This window comes from Salmonella sp. SAL04162 (genome assembly GCF_046551535.1).
Lineage (GTDB): Bacteria > Pseudomonadota > Gammaproteobacteria > Enterobacterales > Enterobacteriaceae > Salmonella > Salmonella enterica.
Window position 1 is genome coordinate 396361 of the sequence record NZ_JBGDVX010000002.1, and the last position, 22083, is coordinate 418443.

Annotated in this window: 17 protein-coding genes; 6 read left to right on the forward strand and 11 right to left on the reverse strand. The window is 51.9% G+C overall.

Features of this window, described 5'->3' with window-relative positions; translation table 11 throughout:
- Positions 1-39: 39 nt before the first annotated feature.
- Positions 40-1134: a D-alanine--D-alanine ligase gene (ddlA, locus tag ACLJRH_RS06210; protein ID WP_001096588.1), complete on the forward strand. Its 1095-nt coding sequence runs from the start codon at positions 40-42 to the stop codon at positions 1132-1134.
- A 25-nt stretch (positions 1135-1159) separates the two neighbouring features.
- Here ddlA and ACLJRH_RS06215 read toward each other — a convergent pair whose 3' ends face one another.
- Positions 1160-1375, reverse strand: coding sequence for a DUF2754 family protein (locus tag ACLJRH_RS06215; protein WP_001239240.1), 216 nt, complete (start codon positions 1373-1375; stop codon positions 1160-1162).
- Positions 1376-1642: 267 nt separating this feature from the next.
- Here ACLJRH_RS06215 and ACLJRH_RS06220 point away from each other — a divergent pair, with 267 nt between their 5' ends.
- On the forward strand, positions 1643-1951 hold the full coding sequence (locus tag ACLJRH_RS06220) for a YaiY family protein (protein WP_000763139.1): 309 nt from the start codon (positions 1643-1645) through the stop codon (positions 1949-1951).
- A gap of 37 nt (positions 1952-1988) precedes the next feature.
- Here ACLJRH_RS06220 and yaiW read toward each other — a convergent pair whose 3' ends face one another.
- Positions 1989-3083 (reverse strand): surface-exposed outer membrane lipoprotein YaiW, encoded by a 1095-nt coding sequence (gene yaiW, locus ACLJRH_RS06225; protein ID WP_023136407.1) that lies wholly within the window; start codon positions 3081-3083, stop codon positions 1989-1991.
- A 14-nt stretch (positions 3084-3097) separates the two neighbouring features.
- Positions 3098-4318: a peptide antibiotic transporter SbmA gene (gene sbmA, locus ACLJRH_RS06230; RefSeq protein WP_000477023.1), complete on the reverse strand. Its 1221-nt coding sequence runs from the start codon at positions 4316-4318 to the stop codon at positions 3098-3100.
- 346 nt (positions 4319-4664) lie between these two features.
- Between sbmA and ampH the strand changes: the two genes are divergently transcribed.
- Positions 4665-5822 (forward strand): D-alanyl-D-alanine-carboxypeptidase/endopeptidase AmpH, encoded by a 1158-nt coding sequence (gene ampH, locus ACLJRH_RS06235; protein WP_023136406.1) that lies wholly within the window; start codon positions 4665-4667, stop codon positions 5820-5822.
- Positions 5823-5866: 44 nt separating this feature from the next.
- On the opposite strand, the gene iprA is transcribed toward ampH, so the two are convergent.
- Positions 5867-6490: a hydrogen peroxide resistance inhibitor IprA gene (gene iprA, locus ACLJRH_RS06240; RefSeq protein ID WP_000950236.1), complete on the reverse strand. Its 624-nt coding sequence runs from the start codon at positions 6488-6490 to the stop codon at positions 5867-5869.
- Positions 6491-6575: 85 nt separating this feature from the next.
- Positions 6576-9512: an autotransporter outer membrane beta-barrel domain-containing protein gene (locus ACLJRH_RS06245; RefSeq protein WP_000556519.1), complete on the reverse strand. Its 2937-nt coding sequence runs from the start codon at positions 9510-9512 to the stop codon at positions 6576-6578.
- Between the two features lie 512 nt (positions 9513-10024).
- On the opposite strand from ACLJRH_RS06245, the gene hemB reads away from it, so the two are divergent.
- Positions 10025-10999, forward strand: a complete 975-nt coding sequence (gene hemB, locus ACLJRH_RS06250) for a porphobilinogen synthase (RefSeq protein ID WP_000130724.1) — start codon at positions 10025-10027, stop codon at positions 10997-10999.
- Between the two features lie 108 nt (positions 11000-11107).
- On the opposite strand, the gene prpE is transcribed toward hemB, so the two are convergent.
- From prpE to prpB, 4 genes are all read right to left on the reverse strand, one after another.
- Positions 11108-12994 carry a propionate--CoA ligase gene (gene prpE, locus ACLJRH_RS06255; RefSeq protein ID WP_000010219.1) on the reverse strand — a complete coding sequence of 629 codons (1887 nt, stop codon included), beginning with the start codon at positions 12992-12994 and terminating at the stop codon, positions 11108-11110.
- A gap of 40 nt (positions 12995-13034) precedes the next feature.
- A complete protein-coding gene (locus ACLJRH_RS06260; protein ID WP_000107076.1) occupies positions 13035-14486 on the reverse strand; it encodes a bifunctional 2-methylcitrate dehydratase/aconitate hydratase in 1452 nt (483 codons plus the stop codon).
- Between the two features lie 39 nt (positions 14487-14525).
- Complete coding sequence (gene prpC / locus ACLJRH_RS06265; protein ID WP_001285878.1) at positions 14526-15695, reverse strand: 2-methylcitrate synthase; 1170 nt, start codon at positions 15693-15695, stop codon at positions 14526-14528.
- 110 nt (positions 15696-15805) lie between these two features.
- Positions 15806-16693, reverse strand: coding sequence for a methylisocitrate lyase (gene prpB / locus ACLJRH_RS06270; RefSeq protein WP_023137190.1), 888 nt, complete (start codon positions 16691-16693; stop codon positions 15806-15808).
- 265 nt (positions 16694-16958) lie between these two features.
- Between prpB and prpR the strand changes: the two genes are divergently transcribed.
- A complete protein-coding gene (gene prpR, locus ACLJRH_RS06275; RefSeq protein ID WP_000205283.1) occupies positions 16959-18584 on the forward strand; it encodes a propionate catabolism operon regulatory protein PrpR in 1626 nt (541 codons plus the stop codon).
- A gap of 135 nt (positions 18585-18719) precedes the next feature.
- Here prpR and yahO read toward each other — a convergent pair whose 3' ends face one another.
- The gene (gene yahO / locus ACLJRH_RS06280) at positions 18720-18995 is read right to left on the reverse strand and encodes a DUF1471 family periplasmic protein YahO (protein ID WP_000848026.1); all 276 of its coding nucleotides are present in this window, start codon (positions 18993-18995) and stop codon (positions 18720-18722) included.
- Positions 18996-19226: 231 nt separating this feature from the next.
- On the opposite strand from yahO, the gene ACLJRH_RS06285 reads away from it, so the two are divergent.
- Positions 19227-19859 carry a LysE family transporter gene (locus ACLJRH_RS06285; protein WP_000433131.1) on the forward strand — a complete coding sequence of 211 codons (633 nt, stop codon included), beginning with the start codon at positions 19227-19229 and terminating at the stop codon, positions 19857-19859.
- Between the two features lie 40 nt (positions 19860-19899).
- Here the strand turns inward: ACLJRH_RS06285 and foxA are convergent, their stop codons facing one another.
- Complete coding sequence (gene foxA, locus ACLJRH_RS06290) at positions 19900-22008, reverse strand: ferrioxamine B receptor FoxA (RefSeq protein WP_001127717.1); 2109 nt, start codon at positions 22006-22008, stop codon at positions 19900-19902.
- Between the last annotated feature and the right edge of the window lie 75 nt (positions 22009-22083).

Consider the following 22083-nt stretch of genomic DNA (forward strand, 5'->3'; position numbering starts at 1 on the left):
AATGTATACGCTTTGCATTCGATGGAATGGGTTTTTAAGATGGCGAAATTGCGGGTAGGAATAGTATTTGGCGGTAAGTCGGCGGAACATGAAGTGTCTTTGCAATCAGCGAAAAATATCGTTGATGCGATCGATAAAACCCGCTTCGACGTGGTGCTGTTAGGGATAGATAAGGCAGGACAATGGCATGTTAACGATGCGGAAAATTATTTGCAGAATGCAGACGATCCGGCACATATCGCGCTACGTCCTTCGGCAATCAGTCTGGCCCAGGTGCCTGGCAAACACCAACACCAGTTGATTAACGCCCAGAACGGGCAGCCGCTACCGACGGTAGATGTTATTTTTCCTATCGTCCACGGTACGCTGGGCGAAGACGGCTCATTGCAGGGGATGCTGCGCGTCGCAAACTTACCGTTTGTCGGTTCAGACGTGCTGAGCTCCGCAGCCTGCATGGATAAAGACGTCGCCAAACGACTGCTACGCGATGCAGGACTGAATATCGCCCCGTTTATTACACTCACCCGAACGAATCGTCACGCGTTTAGTTTTGCCGAGGTTGAATCCCGTCTGGGACTGCCGCTGTTCGTTAAGCCCGCCAATCAGGGCTCTTCGGTCGGCGTTAGTAAAGTCGCTAACGAAGCGCAATATCAGCAGGCGGTCGCGCTGGCTTTCGAATTCGATCATAAAGTGGTGGTGGAGCAAGGGATCAAAGGGCGCGAGATCGAATGCGCCGTATTAGGTAACGATAACCCACAGGCCAGTACCTGCGGCGAAATCGTACTGAATAGCGAATTTTACGCCTACGATACTAAGTATATTGATGATAACGGCGCACAAGTTGTCGTGCCTGCGCAGATCCCTTCCGAGGTGAATGACAAGATCCGCGCGATCGCGATCCAGGCTTATCAGACGCTGGGGTGCGCGGGTATGGCGCGTGTCGATGTCTTCTTAACGGCAGACAATGAGGTCGTGATTAACGAGATCAATACGCTGCCAGGTTTTACCAATATCAGTATGTATCCAAAACTCTGGCAGGCGAGCGGATTGGGCTATACCGATTTGATCAGCCGCCTGATTGAGCTGGCGCTGGAACGCCATACGGCGAATAACGCCTTAAAAACCACGATGTAATAGCGCACGCCCGATAGCGCAACGTTTATCGGGCGTCTTTTACCTCATCATCTTCGCGCCGGCGAATGATGAACCCCGCCAGCCAGAAGCTGATAATCCACGTTACCAGCCCAACGCCATAGGTTTGCCATCCTTTCGCCTCAAAACCCAGCAATCCTACGACGCCATTCAAAATAAAGATAAGGCCAATAGAGAAGGCATAGTAGTGCCAGTCACGACGAATTTTTACAGGCAAACGCATAACGACTCCGACGTATTAACAGCAACAAAAACGTATTTTTGCATACTTCTGGCGAGCGAGTCTGTGGGGGATACGGAATTTCTTAAATGTTAATTGATTTTGATAAAAGTGATCGTTTTGTGACAACTAACAAAAATTTACGCGATGGATACATTCCGTATGTGAAATTACCATGATTCTGATATTGACAAACACAATGACCTGTCAGACTTCACAGTAAGCCGATGGCATAACGCCAGATCGTAGCCGATCATCCTGGAGGTCTTTATGGCTGATTTCACTCTCTCAAAATCGCTGTTCAGCGGGAAGCATCGAGAAACCTCCTCTACGCCCGGAAATATTGCTTACGCCATATTTGTACTGTTTTGCTTCTGGGCCGGAGCGCAACTCTTAAACCTGCTGGTTCATGCGCCGGGCATCTATGAGCATCTGATGCAGGTACAGGATACAGGTCGACCGCGGGTAGAGATTGGTCTGGGCGTCGGGACGATTTTTGGTCTGGTGCCCTTCCTCACAGGCTGCCTCATTTTCGCCGTTATCGCCGCGTTTTTACGCTGGCGTCACCGTCACCAATAAACCTTAGCGCGCTGGAGAAAATATCCCAGCGCGAAATTTATCGCCCCACACACCGCGCCCGCCGCTCATCAACTCGTTTAGCAAACCAGGCGGTCGTCAGCTTGCGCGTGATCTTCGGGCTTTCCAGTTGAATACCGGGCAACATTTCCCGCGCAAGCGTCTTGCCCGTTTTGGCCTCGGCCAGTTTATAGACTTTCTTGTAGAGCGCCGTTTTTTCAAACGCCAGGCTATCGCCTTTCTCCAGTTGGCTGCGAATTTCGCGCTCACTCATTCCCAACTGCCCTGCCAGTTTGCGCACCGCTAACTCTGTTTTGCCCGGTTCCTTGCTGTTATAACGAATCAGATCGCCATCCAGCGCCAGTTTTACCCCACTGGCTTTACTGACGGCATTCTGGAACGCAGCGTTACGGCTGGCGTACCATCCCGCGTTGAAGTCGGCGAAGCGGAAAACAGGCGCGCTGTAGTTCGCCGGGTAATTCAGCAAATGGTAGGTTCCAAACCACAATCCGCCACGGCGCGTAAAGACCTCCTGACGTACCGTACCCGTCATCTTCCACGGATAGCCTTTCGCGTGCTGTTCGGCAAAGGCAATGCTGACCTGCATCGGGCCGCCCGTATGCACCGGGTTATATGAGCCAAATAGCGTCTGCCCCATAGGGACCATATTGATAAAGTCGTCAAAAATAGCGCTAAGCTGTTTTTCGGTTTTTACCGTGTCCAGGCGTTCGCTATAGCTCTTGCCGTTGGGGGAGTTAATTTTCAGCGCGGTGTGCACCAGAAACAGCGGAATGTGTAGTAGTTCAGCGCGGCGATCAATCTCCTGCCAGGCGATTTTACTTAGTCCCGGCACGACAGGATCCGCCTGATAACCGGACTCCTGCTGGGCGACAGCCAGCACCGAACAGATATTTTCTACCGTCGGCGCCAGCCCCTGGCTCTTAAACGTTGTTGCGATATCTTTCGCCCAGGCCTCTCTGTCTTTGACACTGGCCGGCATTTTCTGACGTACTACGCTTGCCACGTCGACAGGCTTCTCGCCCTTGCTCACCGGCTGCCCGGATTGACTACTACAGCCAGCCAATATGGCAACCGCCAGAAAAGGCAGAGGATAAAGACGGGACGCCGCCGACATAACGTTTCCTTCTGTTAGCTAAAAGAGTGGGTCACTTCCTGAACTGGCTGACCATCCAACTGGCGTTCAAAGCTACGTAAACGTTTATAAATAGACATCAGCTCCACCAGAGTCGTCCAGGAGTTAATCAAATACTGGAACGAACCGCGCACCTGACCAAACACGTTGGTGATTTGCGTCATCAGCCCCAGCGTAATCGTACCGGCAACAATGGAAGGAAACAGCAGGAACAAACCGAAAACGTTATCGACCTGCAAATAGAGAATGCGCGCGATGTTGAAATACATATAGTGAAAGTAGAGACGGAAGTAGTTATGACGCACCGCGCTAAACAGTTCACGGACGGTTGGCGGCGTGGCGCGGCTGGCGTCATCTTCACCGTAGACCAGCTCCTTACGATAAGCGGCTTCCACTCGCTGATTTTTAAATTCCAGCCCCGGCAATTTGATCCCGACGACCGCCAGCAGGCCCGTCCCCATTAATGACCAGACTATGGCGGCAATGACCAGGCCGTAAGGGATATGCCCTACGATGGGTAAATCCGGCACATGCGCTGACAGGGTGACCAACACTGGCAGAAAGGCGATGAGCGTCATGATGGCATTGATAAAACTCACGCCCATATTCTCCAGTGTAGAGGCAAAACGCATGGTGTCTTCCTGTACACGCTGGGCGGCCCCTTCGATATGGCGCAGGTACTGCCAGTGCGCCATATAGTGCTCATTCATTGCGGTACGCCAGCGAAATACATAGTGGCTGACAAAGAAGTTGTTCAGCACACCGATCACCACGGCGATAAGCGCAATACCGAGAAACACCCCCACTTCATGATAAAATTGACCAAGAGTGACCTTGTGCGGCGAGCTGAGCGCCGTTTGAATCAAATCATAGAACGGCGCGTACCAGGCGTTAACCGCAACGCCAACCTCCACCAAAAACCAGGTGACAAAAATAATGAGCGAGGTGCCAAGTATCGACCAATACTGCCAGCGGTGCGGGCTATAGATGAACCAGAACGTTGCAAATAATCCCACGCAAATCAGGTAATAAGCATAAAAAATCAGATAGTCCAGCGACCAGAAGCGCGCTGCGCTGATAGGCACTTCATCGGATGCCCCTACAAGTCGCGCCACCCAATCTCCTCCTCCCGCCTGCCAGAAAATGACGGCGATCAGCGCCCAAACAAACGCCGACATGAAAAACGGCCCTGGCTTTGGGAAAAAAGATTTAAACATCATGCTCTCCTGCTAACTTCTTCTCTTTATTACGGCTGCTGTAACGGCGGCAATATCACGCCATGCCCACGCAAATGAAAGGGCTAAACCAGGCATTGTGACCTACGTTGTGACGCTTAGTTCGCACTTCTGCTCAACAGAATTGTTTCGACGAGTTTCATTCTAAGCAGGCAGGCTAGCGCTATCAGGTTATCACAAGCGCTCTATCACAAAAGTAAACATTCTTCATCACGAAAACCCGCCGTTACGTTTTTTCACCCACTTTTTTCTCTTTAACGTTTTGCAATGTGCCGCCGGGTAGTATAAATACGCATAACCACCGTTATTTCACTTATGGACATCACCGTTGAAACGTAGTCTGCTTTTTACTGCCATGCTGTTTGCGGCATCACTTACTTCTGTCCAGGCGGCTCAGCCGATTGCCGATCCGGTTTTTGCCTCTGATATCGTTGATCGTTATGCCGAGCATATCTTTTATGGTAGCGGCGCCACGGGCATGGCGCTGGTGGTGATCGACGGCAATCAACGCGTGTTTCGTAGTTTCGGTGACACCAGACCGGGCAATAATGTTCGTCCACAGCTTGATTCGGTCATTCGTATCGCTTCTCTCACCAAGCTAATGACCAGTGAAATGTTGGTAAAATTGCTCGATCAGGGAACGGTAAAATTAAACGACCCTCTCAGCAAATATGCGCCTCCCGGCGCGCATGTCCCGACGTATCAAGGCACGCCGATTACGTTGGTCAACTTAGCAACCCATACCAGCGCGCTTCCGCGAGAACAGCCAGGCGGCGCGGCGCATCGTCCGGTATTTGTCTGGCCAACCCGCGAACAACGCTGGAGCTGGCTCTCCACAGCAACGTTAAAAGTCGCGCCAGGCTCGCAGGCGGCCTATTCCAATCTGGCGTTCGACCTGTTAGCCGACGCGCTGGCGACCGCCTCCGGCAAACCTTATACGCAACTGTTTGAAGAAAAGATTACCCGCCCGCTGGGAATGAAAGACACCACGTTTACCCCCTCTCCCGATCAGTGTAAGCGTCTGATGGTGGCAGAGAAAGGCGCAAGCCCCTGTAATAATACGCTGGCAGCCATTGGCAGCGGCGGGGTCTATTCTACGCCAGGAGATATGATACGCTGGATGCAACAGTATCTGTCGTCAGATTTCTATCACCGTAGCCATCAGGCCGATCGTATGCAAACGTTGATTTATCAGCGCACACAGTTAAAGAAAATCATCGGGATGGACGTACCAGGTAAAGCCGATGCGCTCGGTCTGGGCTGGGTCTATATGGCGCCAAAAGACGGACGTCCTGGCATTATCCAGAAAACAGGAGGCGGCGGCGGTTTTATTACCTATATGGCGATGATCCCACAATATAATATTGGCGCTTTTGTGGTCGTAACCCGTTCCCCCCTCACGCGTTTTACCAATATGAGCGACGGGATTAACGATTTGGTTACTGAGTTAAGCGGCAATAAACCGATTGCTATTCCTGCATCCTGAGTCGTCGCGCCTCGCGCTATATCAGACGAGGCACAACATTTTTGTTAATATTCGGAGGGCAAACGGTTAATACTAATCAGTTTGCCTTTATTCATTTCAATGTAATTACCCTTACGCAGGGCCGCGAGAACTTCCGCCACCACCGATCGCGATACGCGCGTTCGTTGATGAATATAATTCATAACACCAATACGTGAGCGAAGTTCTTCATCCCACTCAATCATTGTCATTAACGTCGCACGAATCTGGTCGTAAGAATTATTACCAATGAGCTGCTTGTCACGAAGTTCCAGTACCTGGCTTTTCCATACTAACCAACAGAAGGCCTCACGCCACAGTTGGTTCTGCTCAATGATGGCGAGAGTTTGTGATGATGAGAGGCGATAACCGATGCAACCGCTCTCCGCAATTAATTTATATTGTGCCTCTTTTTTCGCCACACCATCGGCTAAGCCGAAAATAAAGGGGGCCTGCACAATACCAATAAGAACTTTATCACCCCGAACTAACGAAACAACCCCCTCTAAAATAACAAAGGTATGGGTATTACTTTCATCAGGTGAACAGATAATCTCTTTATCGTTAACAAACTCGAAACGCGTACCATGCTTAGAAAGGCATTTATCGAGTCTGTTGAATTCCTGTAGTGGCTTGCTTAAAGATAACATATGCATTCCTTGCAATAATGCCCGTCAAGTCCTTGACGGGCATTTTTCAGTTTAAATTACCTTTATTTCTCCTGAGAGAAAATGATTACCAGGTATATTTAACACCAACGTTTGCAGACCAGTCTTGATCAACATCACCGCCGCCGAGGTAGTTAGCATCGGTGTAGGCGCTGAAGTTCTTCGTGAAGCTGAACTGAGTACCCAGACCAACACGTACCGCAGAACCTTCTACGCCGTTGTCGATAGAGTCGCCGTTTACGTCAGCATCGTTGTTGGAGTCGTCGTAAACGTAAGCCAGTTTGAAGTACGGCGTCAGCGCCTGATCTTCGCTGTAAGTGAAGGTATAACCTGCATCTACACCGATTTCATAACGCATGCTGTCGTAGGACTGACCGTCAACTTTCATGTCGTTGCTCAGCTGGTAGTCGTCGCCAGACTGGAACAGACCGGATACGCTGCCGTAAGGCGTTACGTAGCCTGCATCACCCAGCTTCAGATCATAACCCAGTTTCAAGCCAAAGCCCCAGGCGTCAGAAGAGGTGTTGCCGTCAACGTAAGTACCGTCGCTCATGTTAGCAGACAAATCGTTGTTGAAGTGAGAGTAGCTCAAGTTACCATCAACAAAGATGTTGTTTGCGAAACGAGCGGAAGAGTAGATGTAGGCAGACTGGCTGTCCTGATCCACCTGACCGGTACGATCGCTCAGATCGCCTTTCGCGAAGCCTGCTGCCGCACCAACGATCCACTTAGCGTTGTTACCGTCAACTTTGGTATCAACACCGACCATGATGCCATTAACATCCTGATCGTAGTTAATGGTGCCGTTGTCGCCGTTGAAGTTACCGCCGAAGTAGCTTACCCATGCGCCGCCGTTATCCGCCAGGCCATGACGAGCGTTGGTCAGACGAGTACCAACGGTGTCTTGTTCCAGGTTCCAGATATTGGTGTTCGCAGAAGGAATGCTCAGCGCCATGTTAGCGTAGTCGGTCAGTTCCATCTGTTCCAGCACGACAGTGTTGCCTTCCTGCTTAGCCTGATAGGTGTAAGCACCCAGGTCAGCTTTGTTTGCTGCAGAGAAGGTCGCATCGGTGTTTACGTCATTGACATAAATCAGCTCGTTGCCTTTGTAATCCGCAACAGAACCGGCACCAGTAGCGTTGTCGATGCGAACTTTATAGTTACCAGTGGCCGCTACAACATTATCAACAGAGCTGTTATCCAGTTCGTCGCCGTTGTTGATATCGCCATTACCGTTGATGGTCAGGTGACCGTCAGAGTTCATCGCGATAGTACCGTAACCATAGTTAGCCTGAGTGGTATCCCAGGTACGGTCGTTCACCAGGTCAGCATTCAGAACATAATCACTGCTATGGATATTGAACACACCAGAAACAACATTACCGTTGTGATCAGCAGTATTGCCGCTGGTCAGTTCCAGTTTATCAGTGCTGAATACTTCGGTATCAAACTGACCAACATTCACATCCAACACACCACCGTTAGTTACGGTGATGGTATTGGCATACAGATTGGAATAAGTGCTCCATCCAGTAGATTCGGTCAAACCAACAGTACTATAGGAGTCAATTGTCAGGTGATCGGTGTCAACATAACCATCTTCACCAATGTTCAGTGAAGAACCATTAGTCAAATTAATGGTGTCTGATGTTAAATCAGAATTAGAAACATTAACCTGAGAACCATTGTTTACAGCCAGAGTATCAACAGTCGAGTCCCCAACGGTGTCCCATTCAGAACCATTGTTCAGCGTCACGTTAAACACGCCGCTCTGGAAAACTTCATTACCAACGATACGATTCCAGGCATTATCTTCCAATGTTGCGCCTGGAGTAAGGCTGTTCGTTTCAACATCATACATACGGGACGTTGTATCAACAGTATAAGTCGCCTGACCAACCCACTTACTGCCATTATCAAGTGTAAGGTTCAGTTCGTCGACGTTGAGGCCGTCATCAGCCCAGCCATGGTTGGTATCAGGAACACCATCACCGTTAGTATCATCACCATCCGCATCGAAATTGGCGTTCCAGTTACTGGTAAATTTGACATCACCCATCAGCGTAGAATTACTGAAGTACACATTGTTCTTCATTGCATAGTCTGAAGCACCATTGTCATCAGTGAAAGATAATGCAACGTCGCCAGCACCAGTATAATCGCTCGGCTCATCGGAATTGCCAAAGTGACCTGTGCCAAAAGTACCAGTGTCAGTAGTATAAGCACTATCCAGGATATAATCTGAACCGGAAGTTACAGTAGAGTCAAATACATTAATATTGTTATCCCAGTTATGGGATTCCGTCGTGTAAGTGTTGTTGTAAGTATTTCCCTGAGACAAGGCAATACCTGCAACACGGGAATTGTTGGAAATATTGATGTTGCTTTCTACATCAAGATTCACCGCCACGCCTTCGCTGACATCGAATGTTTCATTTGTGTACTTAGTTACATCACCATCCTTATAGGAATCAGTGAAGTAAAACGCTTCATAATCATCATCAATGGTGGAATTAGCGATGTTCAGCGTGAACACATCACCGTCATACCAGTTTCCGTCAACAGTATCAGTACCGTTGTTGAACCGATAATATTCAGAATACCCATCGTGATCCAACGTATCAAAACGATCGTAATAACCAATCGGCAGCATGGAAGTAATCGAGCCATGAATAACTGAATTACTAATATTCAGCTCATTACTGGTTGCGTCATTATAATCATGGTTCAGATAATAGGTAGAAATCGTACCGTTAACAGTGTCACCGTTGAACGTCTGATCGAAATCACCATTGGCATTGTTGTAGTAAACGAAACCGCTATAGTTTACATAGTTACCATCAACAGTGCCTGCGGCATCCATATTATTCCAATCAAGCGCGGTGGTAGGATTGTCGTAATAAGTCCAGGTATCGTAAGTAGTAGCATTCGCCTGAGAAGTGATTGCCAGAGTGCAAGCCAATGCTAATTGTGAGACTACAAGTTTCTTTTTCCAGGAGTGCATTTGTCATCCCTCCTCAGGGACGTAATATAGTTGATCCATCAATTATCAATGCATAAAAACATATAGATGTTTAGCAAGGAGGATTATGCGGCGTCATTGCTAAAAGGTTCAATTATTCTTTATCCTCAGTCCGGATTCGGACATGAATTAAAAAGACGTAATAAAAGGAAAATAGATAATTAAAAATTATTCTTTTTCATGAGGTTACAAGAAAATAAAAAAATAAAATACATATGAGATAAATATGGATTAAAGAAAAATAAAATAAATATGAATAATGTTAAAACCCACATTTACTTAAATGACGATGAAATAAAACTAAAAACAACGTAAAACTAATTCTTATTTAAAATGATATAGTACCTGAGGTATTAATCTCCGGTATATAAAAGAAGCGCCATGTTCTGCCGCCGCTGGGGCTGCGCCTGCTACGTTAAGAACCGTTTTCGTAAAACATCTGCCTGCAGATTCAGGTATACTGGGCCTTCGATTCCACAAACATCAGGCAGACCATGACAGACCTTATCCATCGCCCTCGCCGCCTGCGCAAATCCGCTGCGCTGCGCGCTATGTTTGAAGAGACAACACTTAGCCTGAACGACCTGGTGTTGCCGATCTTTGTTGAAGAAGAACTCGACGATTACAAAGCTATTGATGCCATGCCCGGCGTAATGCGTATCCCGGAAAAGCAGCTGGCGCGAGAGATTGAACGTATCGCAAATGCTGGTATTCGTTCCGTTATGACCTTCGGCATTTCCCACCATACTGATGACACCGGCAGCGATACCTGGAAAGAAGACGGTCTGGTGGCAAGAATGTCCCGCATCTGTAAGCAAACCGTGCCGGAGATGATCGTCATGTCCGACACCTGCTTCTGCGAATACACCTCGCACGGCCACTGCGGCGTGTTGTGCGAACACGGTGTGGATAACGATGCGACGCTGGCCAACCTCGGCAAGCAGGCCGTTATCGCGGCGGCGGCTGGAGCAGATTTTATTGCGCCCTCCGCGGCCATGGATGGACAAGTCCAGGCTATCCGCCAGGCGCTGGATGCCGCCGGTTTTACCGATACGGCAATAATGTCCTACTCCACCAAGTTCGCCTCTTCTTTCTACGGCCCCTTCCGTGAAGCAGCGGGTACCGCGTTAAAAGGCGACCGCAAGACGTATCAAATGAATCCGATGAACCGCCGTGAAGCGATTCGCGAATCACTGCTCGATGAAGCCCAGGGCGCGGATTGCTTAATGGTGAAACCGGCCGGCGCGTATCTGGACGTGCTGCGTGAAATCCGCGAACGCACAGAGTTGCCGCTTGGCGCTTACCAGGTGAGCGGTGAATACGCCATGATTAAATTTGCTGCTATGGCTGGCGCCATTGATGAAGAAAAGGTCGTGCTGGAAAGTCTGGGCTCGATTAAACGCGCCGGCGCCGATTTGATTTTCAGTTACTTCGCGCTGGATCTGGCTGAGAAAAATATTCTGCGTTAATTCTGTTACAGGGCGGCGCGCTGCCGCCCTTTCCCGACGTCCCCCCCCCCCCCCACTATTCAGTCGCTGACGCTAACCCGTTGCCGGACGCGGCTTATCGGCTTACGGCTATTCCTCGATCGCCTGGCGAATTTGCTGCAACGACGCAGGATCGTCAATGGTTGTCAGATCGCCCGGATCGCGGCCTTCGCAGATCGCCTGGATCGTGCGGCGAAGCATCTTTCCGGAACGCGTTTTAGGGAGCTGCGAAACAAACCAGACATGCGCCGGACGACCAAAGTGACCGATCTGGTTGTCCACCAGCGCCATAATCGCTTTTTCCTCGTCGCGCGCCGCCTCGCGATCCGCCAGCGTATCGCTCTGCTTCGGAATGACAAACGCCACCGCTACCTGCCCTTTCAGAGCGTCCTTTATCCCCACCACCGCCACTTCCGCTACGTTCGGGTAACCGGAGATACTTTCTTCTATTTCTCGCGTCCCCAGCCGATGGCCCGCAATATTAATCACATCATCGGTACGGCCCAGAATAAAGTAATACCCCTCGGCATCGCGGATTCCCCAGTCGAAGGTGGCATAAACCTGACGGTTAAACAGCGACCAGTAAGTCTTCACAAAACGCGCATCGTCGCCCCAAATAGTCTGAATACAGCCCGGCGGCAGCGGCCCCTCAATCACCAGCATGCCTTTTTCATTTATGCCGCAGGGGTCGCCGGTGACTTCATTGAGTAGCTGGACGTTATAACCGTACATCGGCACGCCGGGACTTCCCAGACGCGACGGCCTGTCGTCCAGCGCGCGGGCCAGCGCCATGATCGGCCAGCCGGACTCCGTCTGCCAATAATTGTCGATAACCGGTACGCCCAGCGTCTCCGTCACCCAACTGGCCGTCGGCTCGTCCAGCGGCTCACCGGCCAGATAAAGCGCCTCCAGCGAGGAGAGATCGTGATTGCGGATTTGCGCCGTCGGGAATTTTTTCAGCACGCGAATCGCGGTCGGGGCGGAAAACATCCGGTTAACCTGGTATTTCTCGACAATTTTCCACCAGACCCCGCAGTCCGGGTACGTCGGCAGTCCTTCGTAAACAATAGTCGCCATGCCTGCCAGCAACGGCGCGTAAACGATATAGGAGTGGCCGACGACCCAGCCGATATCCGATGCGCAAAAGAATACGCCGCCCGCCTTGCCGCCAAAAATGGTGTCCATCGAGGTTGCCAGCGCCACCGCATAACCGCCGACGTCGCGCTGGACGCCTTTCGGTTTGCCGGTAGTGCCGGAGGTGTAAAGAATGCATGAGGTTTCATTGGATTCCAGCCACGCCACCGGCACGCTCGCGCCGAGATGCTGCTGGCGCAACGTGGCAAAATCCAGATCGCGCCCATCCACCCACGCCATTTTCGCCAGCCCTCTGTCCACCAGCAGAACGTGTTTCGGCTGATGCTGCGCCTGCGCAATAGCGTCATCAAGCAGCTTTTTATACGGCAGGATTTTACCGCCCCGCGCTCCGGCATCCGCCGACACAATCAGCGCCGGTCTGGCATCGTCAATGCGCGCCGCCACGCTGTGCGAGGCAAAACCGCCAAAGACCACCGAATGGATCGCGCCAATGCGCGCGCAGGCCAGCAGGGTTATCTGCGCTTCGGCAATCATCGGCATATAGACCAATACGCGATCGCCACGCTGCACGCCCAGCGACAGCAGCATAGCGGCCACAGCGTTGACTTCATCATGCAACTGGCTGAAGGTAAATGTGCGCTCTTCATCGGTCTCTGATGAGACGGCAATCAGCGCCAGCGCCTCCGGCTGCTTATCCCGCCAGCGGTCGACGGCGTTATGACATAAGTTAGTGGTGCCGCCGCAAAACCAGCGGGCAAACGGTGGACGGCTATGATCCAGCGTCTGCGTAAACGGCTGTCGCCAGTCGATACGCCGGGCCTGCTCGGCCCAGAACGCCTCCGGTTCGTTAATGGAACGCTGATAAAATTCGCTAAAAGACATCACGCTCTCCTGTTGAACTTACGCCTTACTGCTGGCTGGCTCAGATGACATATAAATCGAGGTATTCGTTAACCGGCATCTGCTCCAGGCGGGCTCTGTCCAGGGAGACATCCAGAATGCGTTGCTGCTGGCGAGTCGGGAACTGACGCGCCAGGTTTATTTTAAATTTTTCGATAAGCTTCGGAATACCGTCGGCGCGGCGACGCGCATGACCAATCGGATACTCCACGACAACCTCGCCAAAGCGTGAGCCATCAGTAAACTCCACGGTGATCGCATTGCCGATAGCACGTTTTTCCGGGTCGTGATAGTCGGCGGTAAAAGCCGGGTCCTCATAACACACGATTTTCTCGCGCAGGGCGTCAATACGCTTGTCCTGCGCCACCTCGTCTTCATAATCCGCCGCGGTTAACCGTCCGAACAGCAACGGCACGGCGACCATATACTGGATACAGTGATCGCGGTCCGCCGGGTTATTGAGCGGGCCTTTTTTATCGATAATGCGGAGACAGGCTTCGTGGGTGCGGATGGTCACTTTCTCGATATCCGCTGCCGTTTTACCCGCGGCCTGCATCTGCTCATACAGCGTCATCGCCGCTTCGACGGCGGTTTGCGAGTGGAACTCTGCCGGGAAAGAAATTTTGAATAGCACGTTTTCCATCACGTAGGAGCCGTAAGGGCGCTGGAAACGGAACGTTTCACCTTTGAATGAAACGTCGTAGAAGCCCCAGGTTTTGGCGGTGAGCGCCGAGGGATAGCCCATCTCGCCGGTTTTCGCCATCAGCGCCAGACGTACCGCGCGCGAAGTCGCATCGCCCGCCGCCCAGGATTTGCGCGTACCGGTATTCGGCGCATGACGATAAGTGCGCAGCGACTGGCCGTCGACCCACGCCAACGATACCGCGTTGAGGATCTCATCGCGCGTCAGCCCCAGCATTTCAGCGACCACCGCGGTCGAGGCCACTTTGACCAGCAGCACATGGTCAAGCCCGACACGGTTGAAGGCGTTTTCCAGCGCGATGCAGCCCTGAATTTCATGGGCTTTGATCATCCCGCTCAATACCTGTTTCATGGTCAGCGGCGCTTTGCCGGCGGCGACGGCGTTGCGTGACAGCCAGTCAGCAATCGCCAGAATACCGCCGAGGTTATCAGAAGGATGGCCCCACTCGGCGGCAAGCCAGGTATCGTTAAAATCGAGCCAGCGGATCATCGCGCCAATGTTAAAAGCTGCCTGTACCGGATCGAGCTGGAACTGGGTGCCCGGCACGCGTGCGCCGTTGGGCACCACCGTGCCTGGTACGATCGGCCCAAGCAATTTTTTACAGGCCGGGTATTCCAGCGCTTCCAGACCACAGCCGAGCGTGTCGAGCAGGCAATAATGCGCGGTGTCGTACGCCACCTTTGAGGTGATGTCGTAGTTCATCACGTAATCCACGATATCGACGATTTCGCGGTCAAATTCCGGACGGATGTTCAGTTCTTGGGTAGACATAGGGTACGTTTCCTGCGTTTTATTTTTAATAAGAGTGAGTTAGCAACGATCGTCTATCGAGACAAACGGACGATCTTCCGGCCCGGTATAGTTGGCAGAGGGGCGAATAATCTTGTTGTCCTGACGCTGTTCAATAATGTGCGCCGCCCAGCCGGTAACGCGGGCGATGACAAACAGCGGGGTGAACATTTCGGTAGGGACGCCCATCATGTTGTAGGAGACCGCCGAAAACCAGTCGAGATTCGGGAACATCTTTTTGGTTTCCCACATCACCGTTTCCAGACGGTCGGCGATGTGGTACATCTTCAGCGAGCCGCCTTCTTCTGAAAGCTGTTTCGCCACCCGTTTGATCACCTGATGGCGCGGGTCGGCGATGGTGTAAACCGGATGTCCAAAGCCAATCACCACCTCTTTGTTTTCCACGCGTTTACGGATATCCGCCTCTGCCTCGTCCGGCGTTTCATAACGCTGTTGAATTTCCAGCGACACCTCATTCGCCCCGCCGTGTTTCGGGCCCCGCAGCGCGCCAATCGCGCCGATAATCGCGGAGTAGACATCCGAGCCGGTCCCGGCAATCACCCGGCTGGTAAACGTCGAGGCGTTGAACTCATGCTCGGCATACAGCACCAGCGAAATATGCATCGCCTTTTCCCAGCTTTGGGTTGGCTTTTCACCATGCAGCAGATGCAGGAAATGGCCGCCGATGGAATCATCGTCGGTTTCCGGCTGAATACGTTCGCCGTTGTGGCTGTAGTGATACCAGTAAAGAAGGATAGAGCTGAGCGAGGCCAACAGCTTATCGGCAATATCGCGCGCGCCGGAGACGGTATGTCCCTCTTTTTCCGGCAGGGTGCAGCCCAGCGCGGAAACGCCGGTACGCATCACGTCCATCGGGTGCGAGGCCGCCGGTAACGCTTCCAGAACGGTACGGACATTGGCGGGTAATCCGCGCAGCGCTTTTAACTTGCTTTTATAAGCGTTCAGCTCGTCGCGGGTCGGTAATTTTCCGTGGATCAGTAAATGCGCGACTTCTTCAAATTCGCAGTGCTCCGCCAGATCGAGAATGTCGTAACCGCGATAGTGCAGATCGTTACCGCTTTTTCCCACGGTACACAGAGCGGTATTTCCGGCAGGTACGCCAGACAAGGCGACGGATTTTTTGGGCTTAATGACATGGTTATTATTTTGCAGGATCGTGGTGTCGCTCATAGTGTCCTCGTCATTTTTTTAATGTGTAGGGTATTGAGGCGTGTAAGCCGGATAAACGTAGTGCCATCCGGCATTGCCTGATGGCGGCTTCGCCTTATCAGGCCTACAGGCTACGATTTTTTATTCCTGTACAGCGCGTCCAGCTTCTCTTCGAACTGGTAGTAATTGATGCTTTCGTACAGCTCGTTGCGGGTTTGCATGATGTCGATCACGTTCTTTTGCGTCCCTTCCTGGCGCAGCACGGTATAGACTCTTTCTGCGGCGCGGTTCATGGCGCGAAACGCCGACAGCGGATAGAGCGCCATCGCCACGTTTGCACTGCGCAACTCGTCGGTCGTAAACAGCGGCGTCGCGCCAAACTCAGTGATGTTGGCGAGGATCGGCACCTGCGCCACGTCGGCGAACTGGCGGTACATCGACAGTTCGGTGATCGCCTCCGGGAACAGCATGTCAGCCCCCGCGTCCACGTAAGCCTGCGCGCGATCGAGAGCCGCCTCCAGCCCTTCCACCGCCAGCGCATCGGTACGCGCCATGATCACAAAGTTCGGATCGGTGCGCGCATCCACTGCCGCCCGAATTCTGTCTACCATCTCCTCTTTCGAGACGATCGCTTTGTTTGGACGGTGTCCACAGCGCTTAGCGCCAACCTGGTCTTCAATATGCAGCGCGGCGGCGCCCGCTTTGGCTATGGACTTTACCGTCCGCGCGACATTAAAGGCGGAGGAGCCAAAGCCAATATCCGCATCCACCAACAGCGGCAGCGGGCAAACATCCGTGATGCGCCGGATATCGGTTAACACATCATCCAGCGTAGAAATCCCCAGATCCGGCAGTCCAAGCGAGCCTGCCGCTACGCCGCCGCCAGAAAGATAGATAGCCTGATACCCGGCCCGTTGGGCCAACAGAGCATGGTTAGCATTGATCGCGCCGACAATTTGTAATGGATTCTCTTTAGCGAGCGCGGCGCGAAATGCCTGCCCCGGCGAATGTAAAGACATATCTCGTCCTCATGTTAGTAAATTGTTACTCAAGATGTATTCACCAAAGCAAAGGCTATGCCAGGCAAAGAGGCAGCGAGAAAATTAAATACAATGAGATTTAAAAACAGGTGATTACAGTCATTTCTGTTATGAATAAGCGCGATTAAGGGAAAAGAAAAACGTGTCAGCTAACGTTTCATGAAACGAATCGTTCCGTTTCATTGCAACATTTATGAAACACGTTTAAAACAAAAAATCGCCCCTTAAAGATGAACCTACTGCGATGACGACTGCCCACAGCGCTCCGCGCGATAATAGCGATAAACCGGTGATCTGGACGGTCTCCGTAACGCGTCTGTTCGAACTGTTTCGGGATATCAGCCTGGAATTCGATCATCTGGCGACCATCACGCCTATTCAACTCGGCTTTGAAAAGGCGGTGACCTATATTCGCAAAAAACTGGCGACCGAGCGCTGCGACGCGATTATCGCGGCGGGTTCGAACGGGGCCTATTTAAAAAGTCGCCTGTCAATACCGGTGATCCTCATCAAGCCCAGCGGATTCGATGTATTACAGGCGCTGGCGAAAGCAGGAAAGCTCACCTCGTCTATCGGTATCGTGACCTATCAGGAGACCATTCCGGCTTTACTTGCCTTTCAGAAAACGTTTCACCTCCGTCTTGAACAGCGAAGCTATGTCACCGAAGAGGACGCGCGCGGGCAAATTAACGAACTTAAGGCCAACGGTATTGAGGCCGTCGTCGGCGCGGGATTGATTACCGATCTGGCGGAAGAAGCGGGAATGACTGCCATCTTTATTTATTCCGCGGCGACCGTTCGTCAGGCTTTCCATGATGCGCTGGATATGACCCGTCTGACACGGCGCCAGCGCGTGGATTACCCATCCGGCAAGGGATTACAAACCCGGTATGAACTGGGCGATATACGCGGCCAGTCGCCGCAAATGGAGCAGCTCCGCCAGACGATTACGCTCTATGCCCGCTCCCGTGCGGCAGTGCTGATTCAGGGGGAAACAGGGACCGGAAAAGAGCTGGCGGCGCAGGCGATTCACCAGACGTTTTTTCACCGCCAGCCTCACCGTCAGAATAAGCCATCCCCTCCCTTTGTCGCCGTCAATTGCGGCGCGATTACCGAGTCGTTGCTGGAAGCGGAACTGTTTGGTTATGAAGAGGGCGCGTTTACCGGTTCACGACGAGGAGGCCGGGCGGGGCTGTTTGAAATCGCACACGGCGGCACGCTGTTTCTGGATGAAATCGGCGAAATGCCCTTGCCGTTGCAAACCCGACTCTTGCGCGTACTGGAGGAAAAAGCCGTCACTCGCGTCGGCGGACACCAGCCGGTCCCGGTGGATGTCCGGGTGATCAGCGCTACGCATTGCGATCTGGATCGGGAGATAATGCAAGGACGTTTTCGCCCCGATCTCTTTTACCGCCTGAGTATTCTGCGCCTGACGCTTCCTCCTTTGCGCGAGCGGCAGGCTGATATTTTGCCGCTGGCGGAAAGCTTTTTAAAACAGTCGCTGGCGGCGATGGAAATTCCGTTTACCGAATCGATACGTCATGGATTGACACAGTGTCAGCCGCTTTTGCTGGCCTGGCGCTGGCCCGGTAATATTCGCGAACTGCGTAATATGATGGAGCGCCTGGCACTTTTTTTAAGCGTCGATCCCGCGCCAACGCTGGACAGGCAATTTATGCGGCAGTTATTACCTGAGCTTATGGTGAACACAGCAGAGCTGACGCCTTCAACCGTGGATGCGCACACGTTACAGGATGTGCTGGCGCGCTTTAAGGGCGATAAGAGCGCCGCGGCGCGTTATCTGGGGATTAGCCGCACCACTCTGTGGCGTCGTTTAAAAGCTGGTGCCAAAGACCAGTCGGATAATTAAGACAAATGACAGCGTCCTGAATGCCTGATGGCGCTACGTTTACTGCAGGCCGTCATCCGGCAAAACGGATGCCGGTTGCCAGGAATAAATATACCCGCCGGAAACCCAGGCGGGTATTTTTATGATGCAACGCTTTTATTTCTTTTTATAAATATCAGCCGTACCATGAATTTTATTTTCTGTCTGCCCGGACGTCAGCACCACCACATCCGCCCCTTTTTCATCCGCCTTTTTGATTAAATCTTCTCTGGCGTCCAGCGGCGACATTTCCCCGGTGGTGGAAATCGTGCCAATTTTCGTGTATTCGGAGGCGACTTTATCAAAGTCCGTTTTTTTCATGATTTCTGCGGCATAAACGTTTGTCACGACAAACGCTAATGCGCCAAGCATAACCTTGTAGCCAGTTTTCATAGCAAAACCCTCGTTTTATTATTACGCCATCATCGCTTTATCAGAACAAAAAGGCCGTTCGGACTGATTAAATAAGTAGTGTAGATTGCTGAAAAAATCCAGTCAGCCCCCGTTCTGTCGGCGTAACAACGCGGATTAAAACGCCCCTGCTTTGTGATCTCTCTCGCAATCATCTGGTTTGACTATTAATAAGATGAACGTTATTTCTTGAGACTATGGGAAGAGTTGTCTATGGAGCCGTTTCATGCCGTTGTGCTTACCGTCAGTCTGTTTGTGTTAACCTTTTTTAATCCCGGCGCGAATCTGTTTGTGGTGGTGCAAACCAGCCTCGCATCAGGACGCCGGGCGGGAGTCATCACCGGCCTGGGCGTCGCCACGGGAGACGCCTTTTATTCCGGGCTAGGGCTTTTCGGTCTGGCGACGCTCATTACGCAATGCGAAGCGGTATTTTCTCTTATCAAAATTGTCGGCGGCGCCTATTTATTATGGTTCGCCTGGAACAGTATTCGCCACCAGGCGACGCCGCAAATGAGCACGCTCCAGACGCCGATTGCCGCCCCGTGGACGATTTTCTTTCGCCGGGGATTAATGACCGATTTATCCAATCCGCAAACCGTACTGTTTTTTATCAGTATTTTTTCCGTAACGCTTAGCGCAGAAACGCCCACATGGGCAAGGTTAATGGCCTGGGCCGGAATTGTGCTGTCATCCGTTATCTGGCGTATTTTTCTCAGCCAGGCCTTTTCGCTCCCCGCAGTCCGCCGCGCTTATGGGCGAATACAGCGCATTGCCAGCCGTGTTATCGGCGCCATTATCGGGATGTTTGCGCTCAGACTTCTCTATGAAGGCGTGACGCACCGCTAATGTTTGCCCGGTAGCCTTTGCTACCGGACGATAAGCGTTATCAAAACGCCCATGAAACGCTGCCTACAATGCTACGCTCGGCACCAAAATAACAATAAGAGAGCGAATTACAGGCAGCGACATAGCGTTTGTCCGTCAGGTTATTTACGTTGAGCTGGGCGCTCAAGCCATTTAACCCAATGCTGGATAAATCATACCCTACCACCATATCGACCAGTGTATAGGACGGCAAGGTGTGGGTATTCAGGCGATCGCTGGTCACGCCGTTGACGTACCGAATGCCGGAGCCCAAAGTCAGCCCCTCTAACAGACCGCTTTTCACATCGTAACTTAGCCAGGCGCTGGCCTGGTTCCGTGGAGCATAAACCGCGCGCTTACCCTGCTCTTGCGGGCTACTTTTCTTATAACGGATATCAGTATAGGTATATGCCGCCTGCAAACGGACGCTATCCGACAAATGGCTAATGGCCTCCAGTTCAACCCCTTTAGACTCAATTTCACCAATCGAGCGGTACGGATCGGTAGGTTCTTCTTTGGTCGCGATATTGGTCTGGTTAATACGATACACGGCGGCGCTAAACTGGCTGTTCCCCCCCAGCGGTTCGTATTTTACCCCCGCCTCCCACTGCTTGCCTTTCATCGGTTCCAGCACATTGCCGTTTTCGTCGGCGAAGCTGGTTGGCGTAAACGCGGTAGAATAACTGAGATAGGGGGCGACGCCATTGTCGAACAGATAAAGCAACGCGGCACGGGTGCTGACGTTGTTTTTATCGAGATCGCTGCGTGAATCATGAAGTTTGTCGATGTTAGACACGCTGACCCGATCGTAACGACCGCCCAACGTAAAGCGCCAGCGATCCCATGACATCTGATCCTGTAAATAGTATCCGGTCTGCCGCAGCTTATGTTTTTCACGGCTATACAACGTAATGTAATCCGGCTGAGCGCCATAAACAGGGTTGAAAGCGTCAATCGGCGGAAACGCGCCATAATAGCCAGTAGTATGATTACTGCGATCCTGATAATCGATCCCCACCAGCAGACGATGATTAATCGCCCCGGTATCCACACTGCCGTCGAGCTGATTATCCAGCGCGATAGCCGACATTTTCTCCCCGGAGCCGGAATAGCCGCGATTCAGCGCCGTTTCATTCAACCAACCTGCGGCATAGACCTGATTCAACGTCACTTTGGTATGCAAATAGCGCAATTTTTGCCGTACCGACCAGCCGTTATCGAACAGATGCTCAATGTTATAACCCACCATATTTTCACGGCGATCGTATTTGTCGTAGTCATCTTCACCTTCAAAGAAAGTGTTAGAAATTTTTCCGCCGTTATAAGGTACAACCGTGCCTTGATAAGGCAGTCCGGAGTGGCTACCGCCTTCCGGATCACGGTGCAGATAGGCCATAAGATCAAGACGCGTCCGATCGGTAATTCGCCAGGTCAGGCTCGGCATCAGCGCATAGCGTTCCTCTTTCAAGGGGGTAAACTGCGAATCGGCGTAACGTGTCATGCCGCTAAGACGCGCCGCCACACGTTCATTGTCATCCAGTGGGCCGGTCACATCAAAAGCCGCCCCGCGCTGGTTGTGATTGCCGGCAAACAGCTTCACCTCTCCCCCGGCATCAAACGCCGGTTTTCGCGACGTCAGCGCGACAATGCCGCCTGGCGATGAACGTCCATACAGAACGGACGCCGGGCCGCGTACCACCTCAATATCTTCCAGAAACCAGGGGTCAACCACCAACGAACTGTGTGAATTGGTGTCGCCCATCATTTTTAACCCGTCGAGATAGACGTTATCCAGACTACCGTCCGAAAAACCACGCAATACGATGTAATCAAAGCGGTTAGAGGCGCCTATCTGATTACTGTATACGCCTGGGGTGTAGCTGACCGCCTGACGCACGCTGGTTGCGCCCTGCTCTTCAAACTGCTGGCGGGTAATAATGGATACCGACTGCGGCGTTTCAATATCTGGCGTCGCCAGCTTGGTCGCGCCACTCTGAACGGGCGAGGTGACAATGACGGTATCATTTTTTGTGGTTTCCTGGGCAAAAAGAGGAAAAGTCGCGCCGCCGATAGCTCCGCCTATCAATAGCGCCATACGCGTTGTCGCAAACATGAACATCTCCAAAGGCATCTTTATTGTAAATAAGAATTATTACCTTTTAGAGATGACGGACCACTATGCGTAACGCCAGATTGCCTATGCGCA

Excerpts from the sequence above, each read along its gene's own strand:
- ddlA (WP_001096588.1), top strand. The coding sequence starts at position 40 with ATGGCGAAATTGCGGGTAGGAATAGTATTTGGCGGTAAGTCGGCGGAA.
- ACLJRH_RS06215 (WP_001239240.1), bottom strand. The coding sequence starts at position 1,375 with ATGCGTTTGCCTGTAAAAATTCGTCGTGACTGGCACTACTATGCCTTC.
- ACLJRH_RS06220 (WP_000763139.1), top strand. The coding sequence starts at position 1,643 with ATGGCTGATTTCACTCTCTCAAAATCGCTGTTCAGCGGGAAGCATCGA.
- yaiW (WP_023136407.1), bottom strand. The coding sequence starts at position 3,083 with ATGTCGGCGGCGTCCCGTCTTTATCCTCTGCCTTTTCTGGCGGTTGCC.
- sbmA (WP_000477023.1), bottom strand. The coding sequence starts at position 4,318 with ATGTTTAAATCTTTTTTCCCAAAGCCAGGGCCGTTTTTCATGTCGGCG.
- iprA (WP_000950236.1), bottom strand. The coding sequence starts at position 6,490 with ATGTTATCTTTAAGCAAGCCACTACAGGAATTCAACAGACTCGATAAA.
- ACLJRH_RS06245 (WP_000556519.1), bottom strand. The coding sequence starts at position 9,512 with ATGCACTCCTGGAAAAAGAAACTTGTAGTCTCACAATTAGCATTGGCT.
- hemB (WP_000130724.1), top strand. The coding sequence starts at position 10,025 with ATGACAGACCTTATCCATCGCCCTCGCCGCCTGCGCAAATCCGCTGCG.
- prpE (WP_000010219.1), bottom strand. The coding sequence starts at position 12,994 with ATGTCTTTTAGCGAATTTTATCAGCGTTCCATTAACGAACCGGAGGCG.
- ACLJRH_RS06260 (WP_000107076.1), bottom strand. The coding sequence starts at position 14,486 with ATGTCTACCCAAGAACTGAACATCCGTCCGGAATTTGACCGCGAAATC.
- prpC (WP_001285878.1), bottom strand. The coding sequence starts at position 15,695 with ATGAGCGACACCACGATCCTGCAAAATAATAACCATGTCATTAAGCCC.
- prpB (WP_023137190.1), bottom strand. The coding sequence starts at position 16,693 with ATGTCTTTACATTCGCCGGGGCAGGCATTTCGCGCCGCGCTCGCTAAA.
- prpR (WP_000205283.1), top strand. The coding sequence starts at position 16,959 with ATGACGACTGCCCACAGCGCTCCGCGCGATAATAGCGATAAACCGGTG.
- yahO (WP_000848026.1), bottom strand. The coding sequence starts at position 18,995 with ATGAAAACTGGCTACAAGGTTATGCTTGGCGCATTAGCGTTTGTCGTG.
- ACLJRH_RS06285 (WP_000433131.1), top strand. The coding sequence starts at position 19,227 with ATGGAGCCGTTTCATGCCGTTGTGCTTACCGTCAGTCTGTTTGTGTTA.
- foxA (WP_001127717.1), bottom strand. The coding sequence starts at position 22,008 with ATGCCTTTGGAGATGTTCATGTTTGCGACAACGCGTATGGCGCTATTG.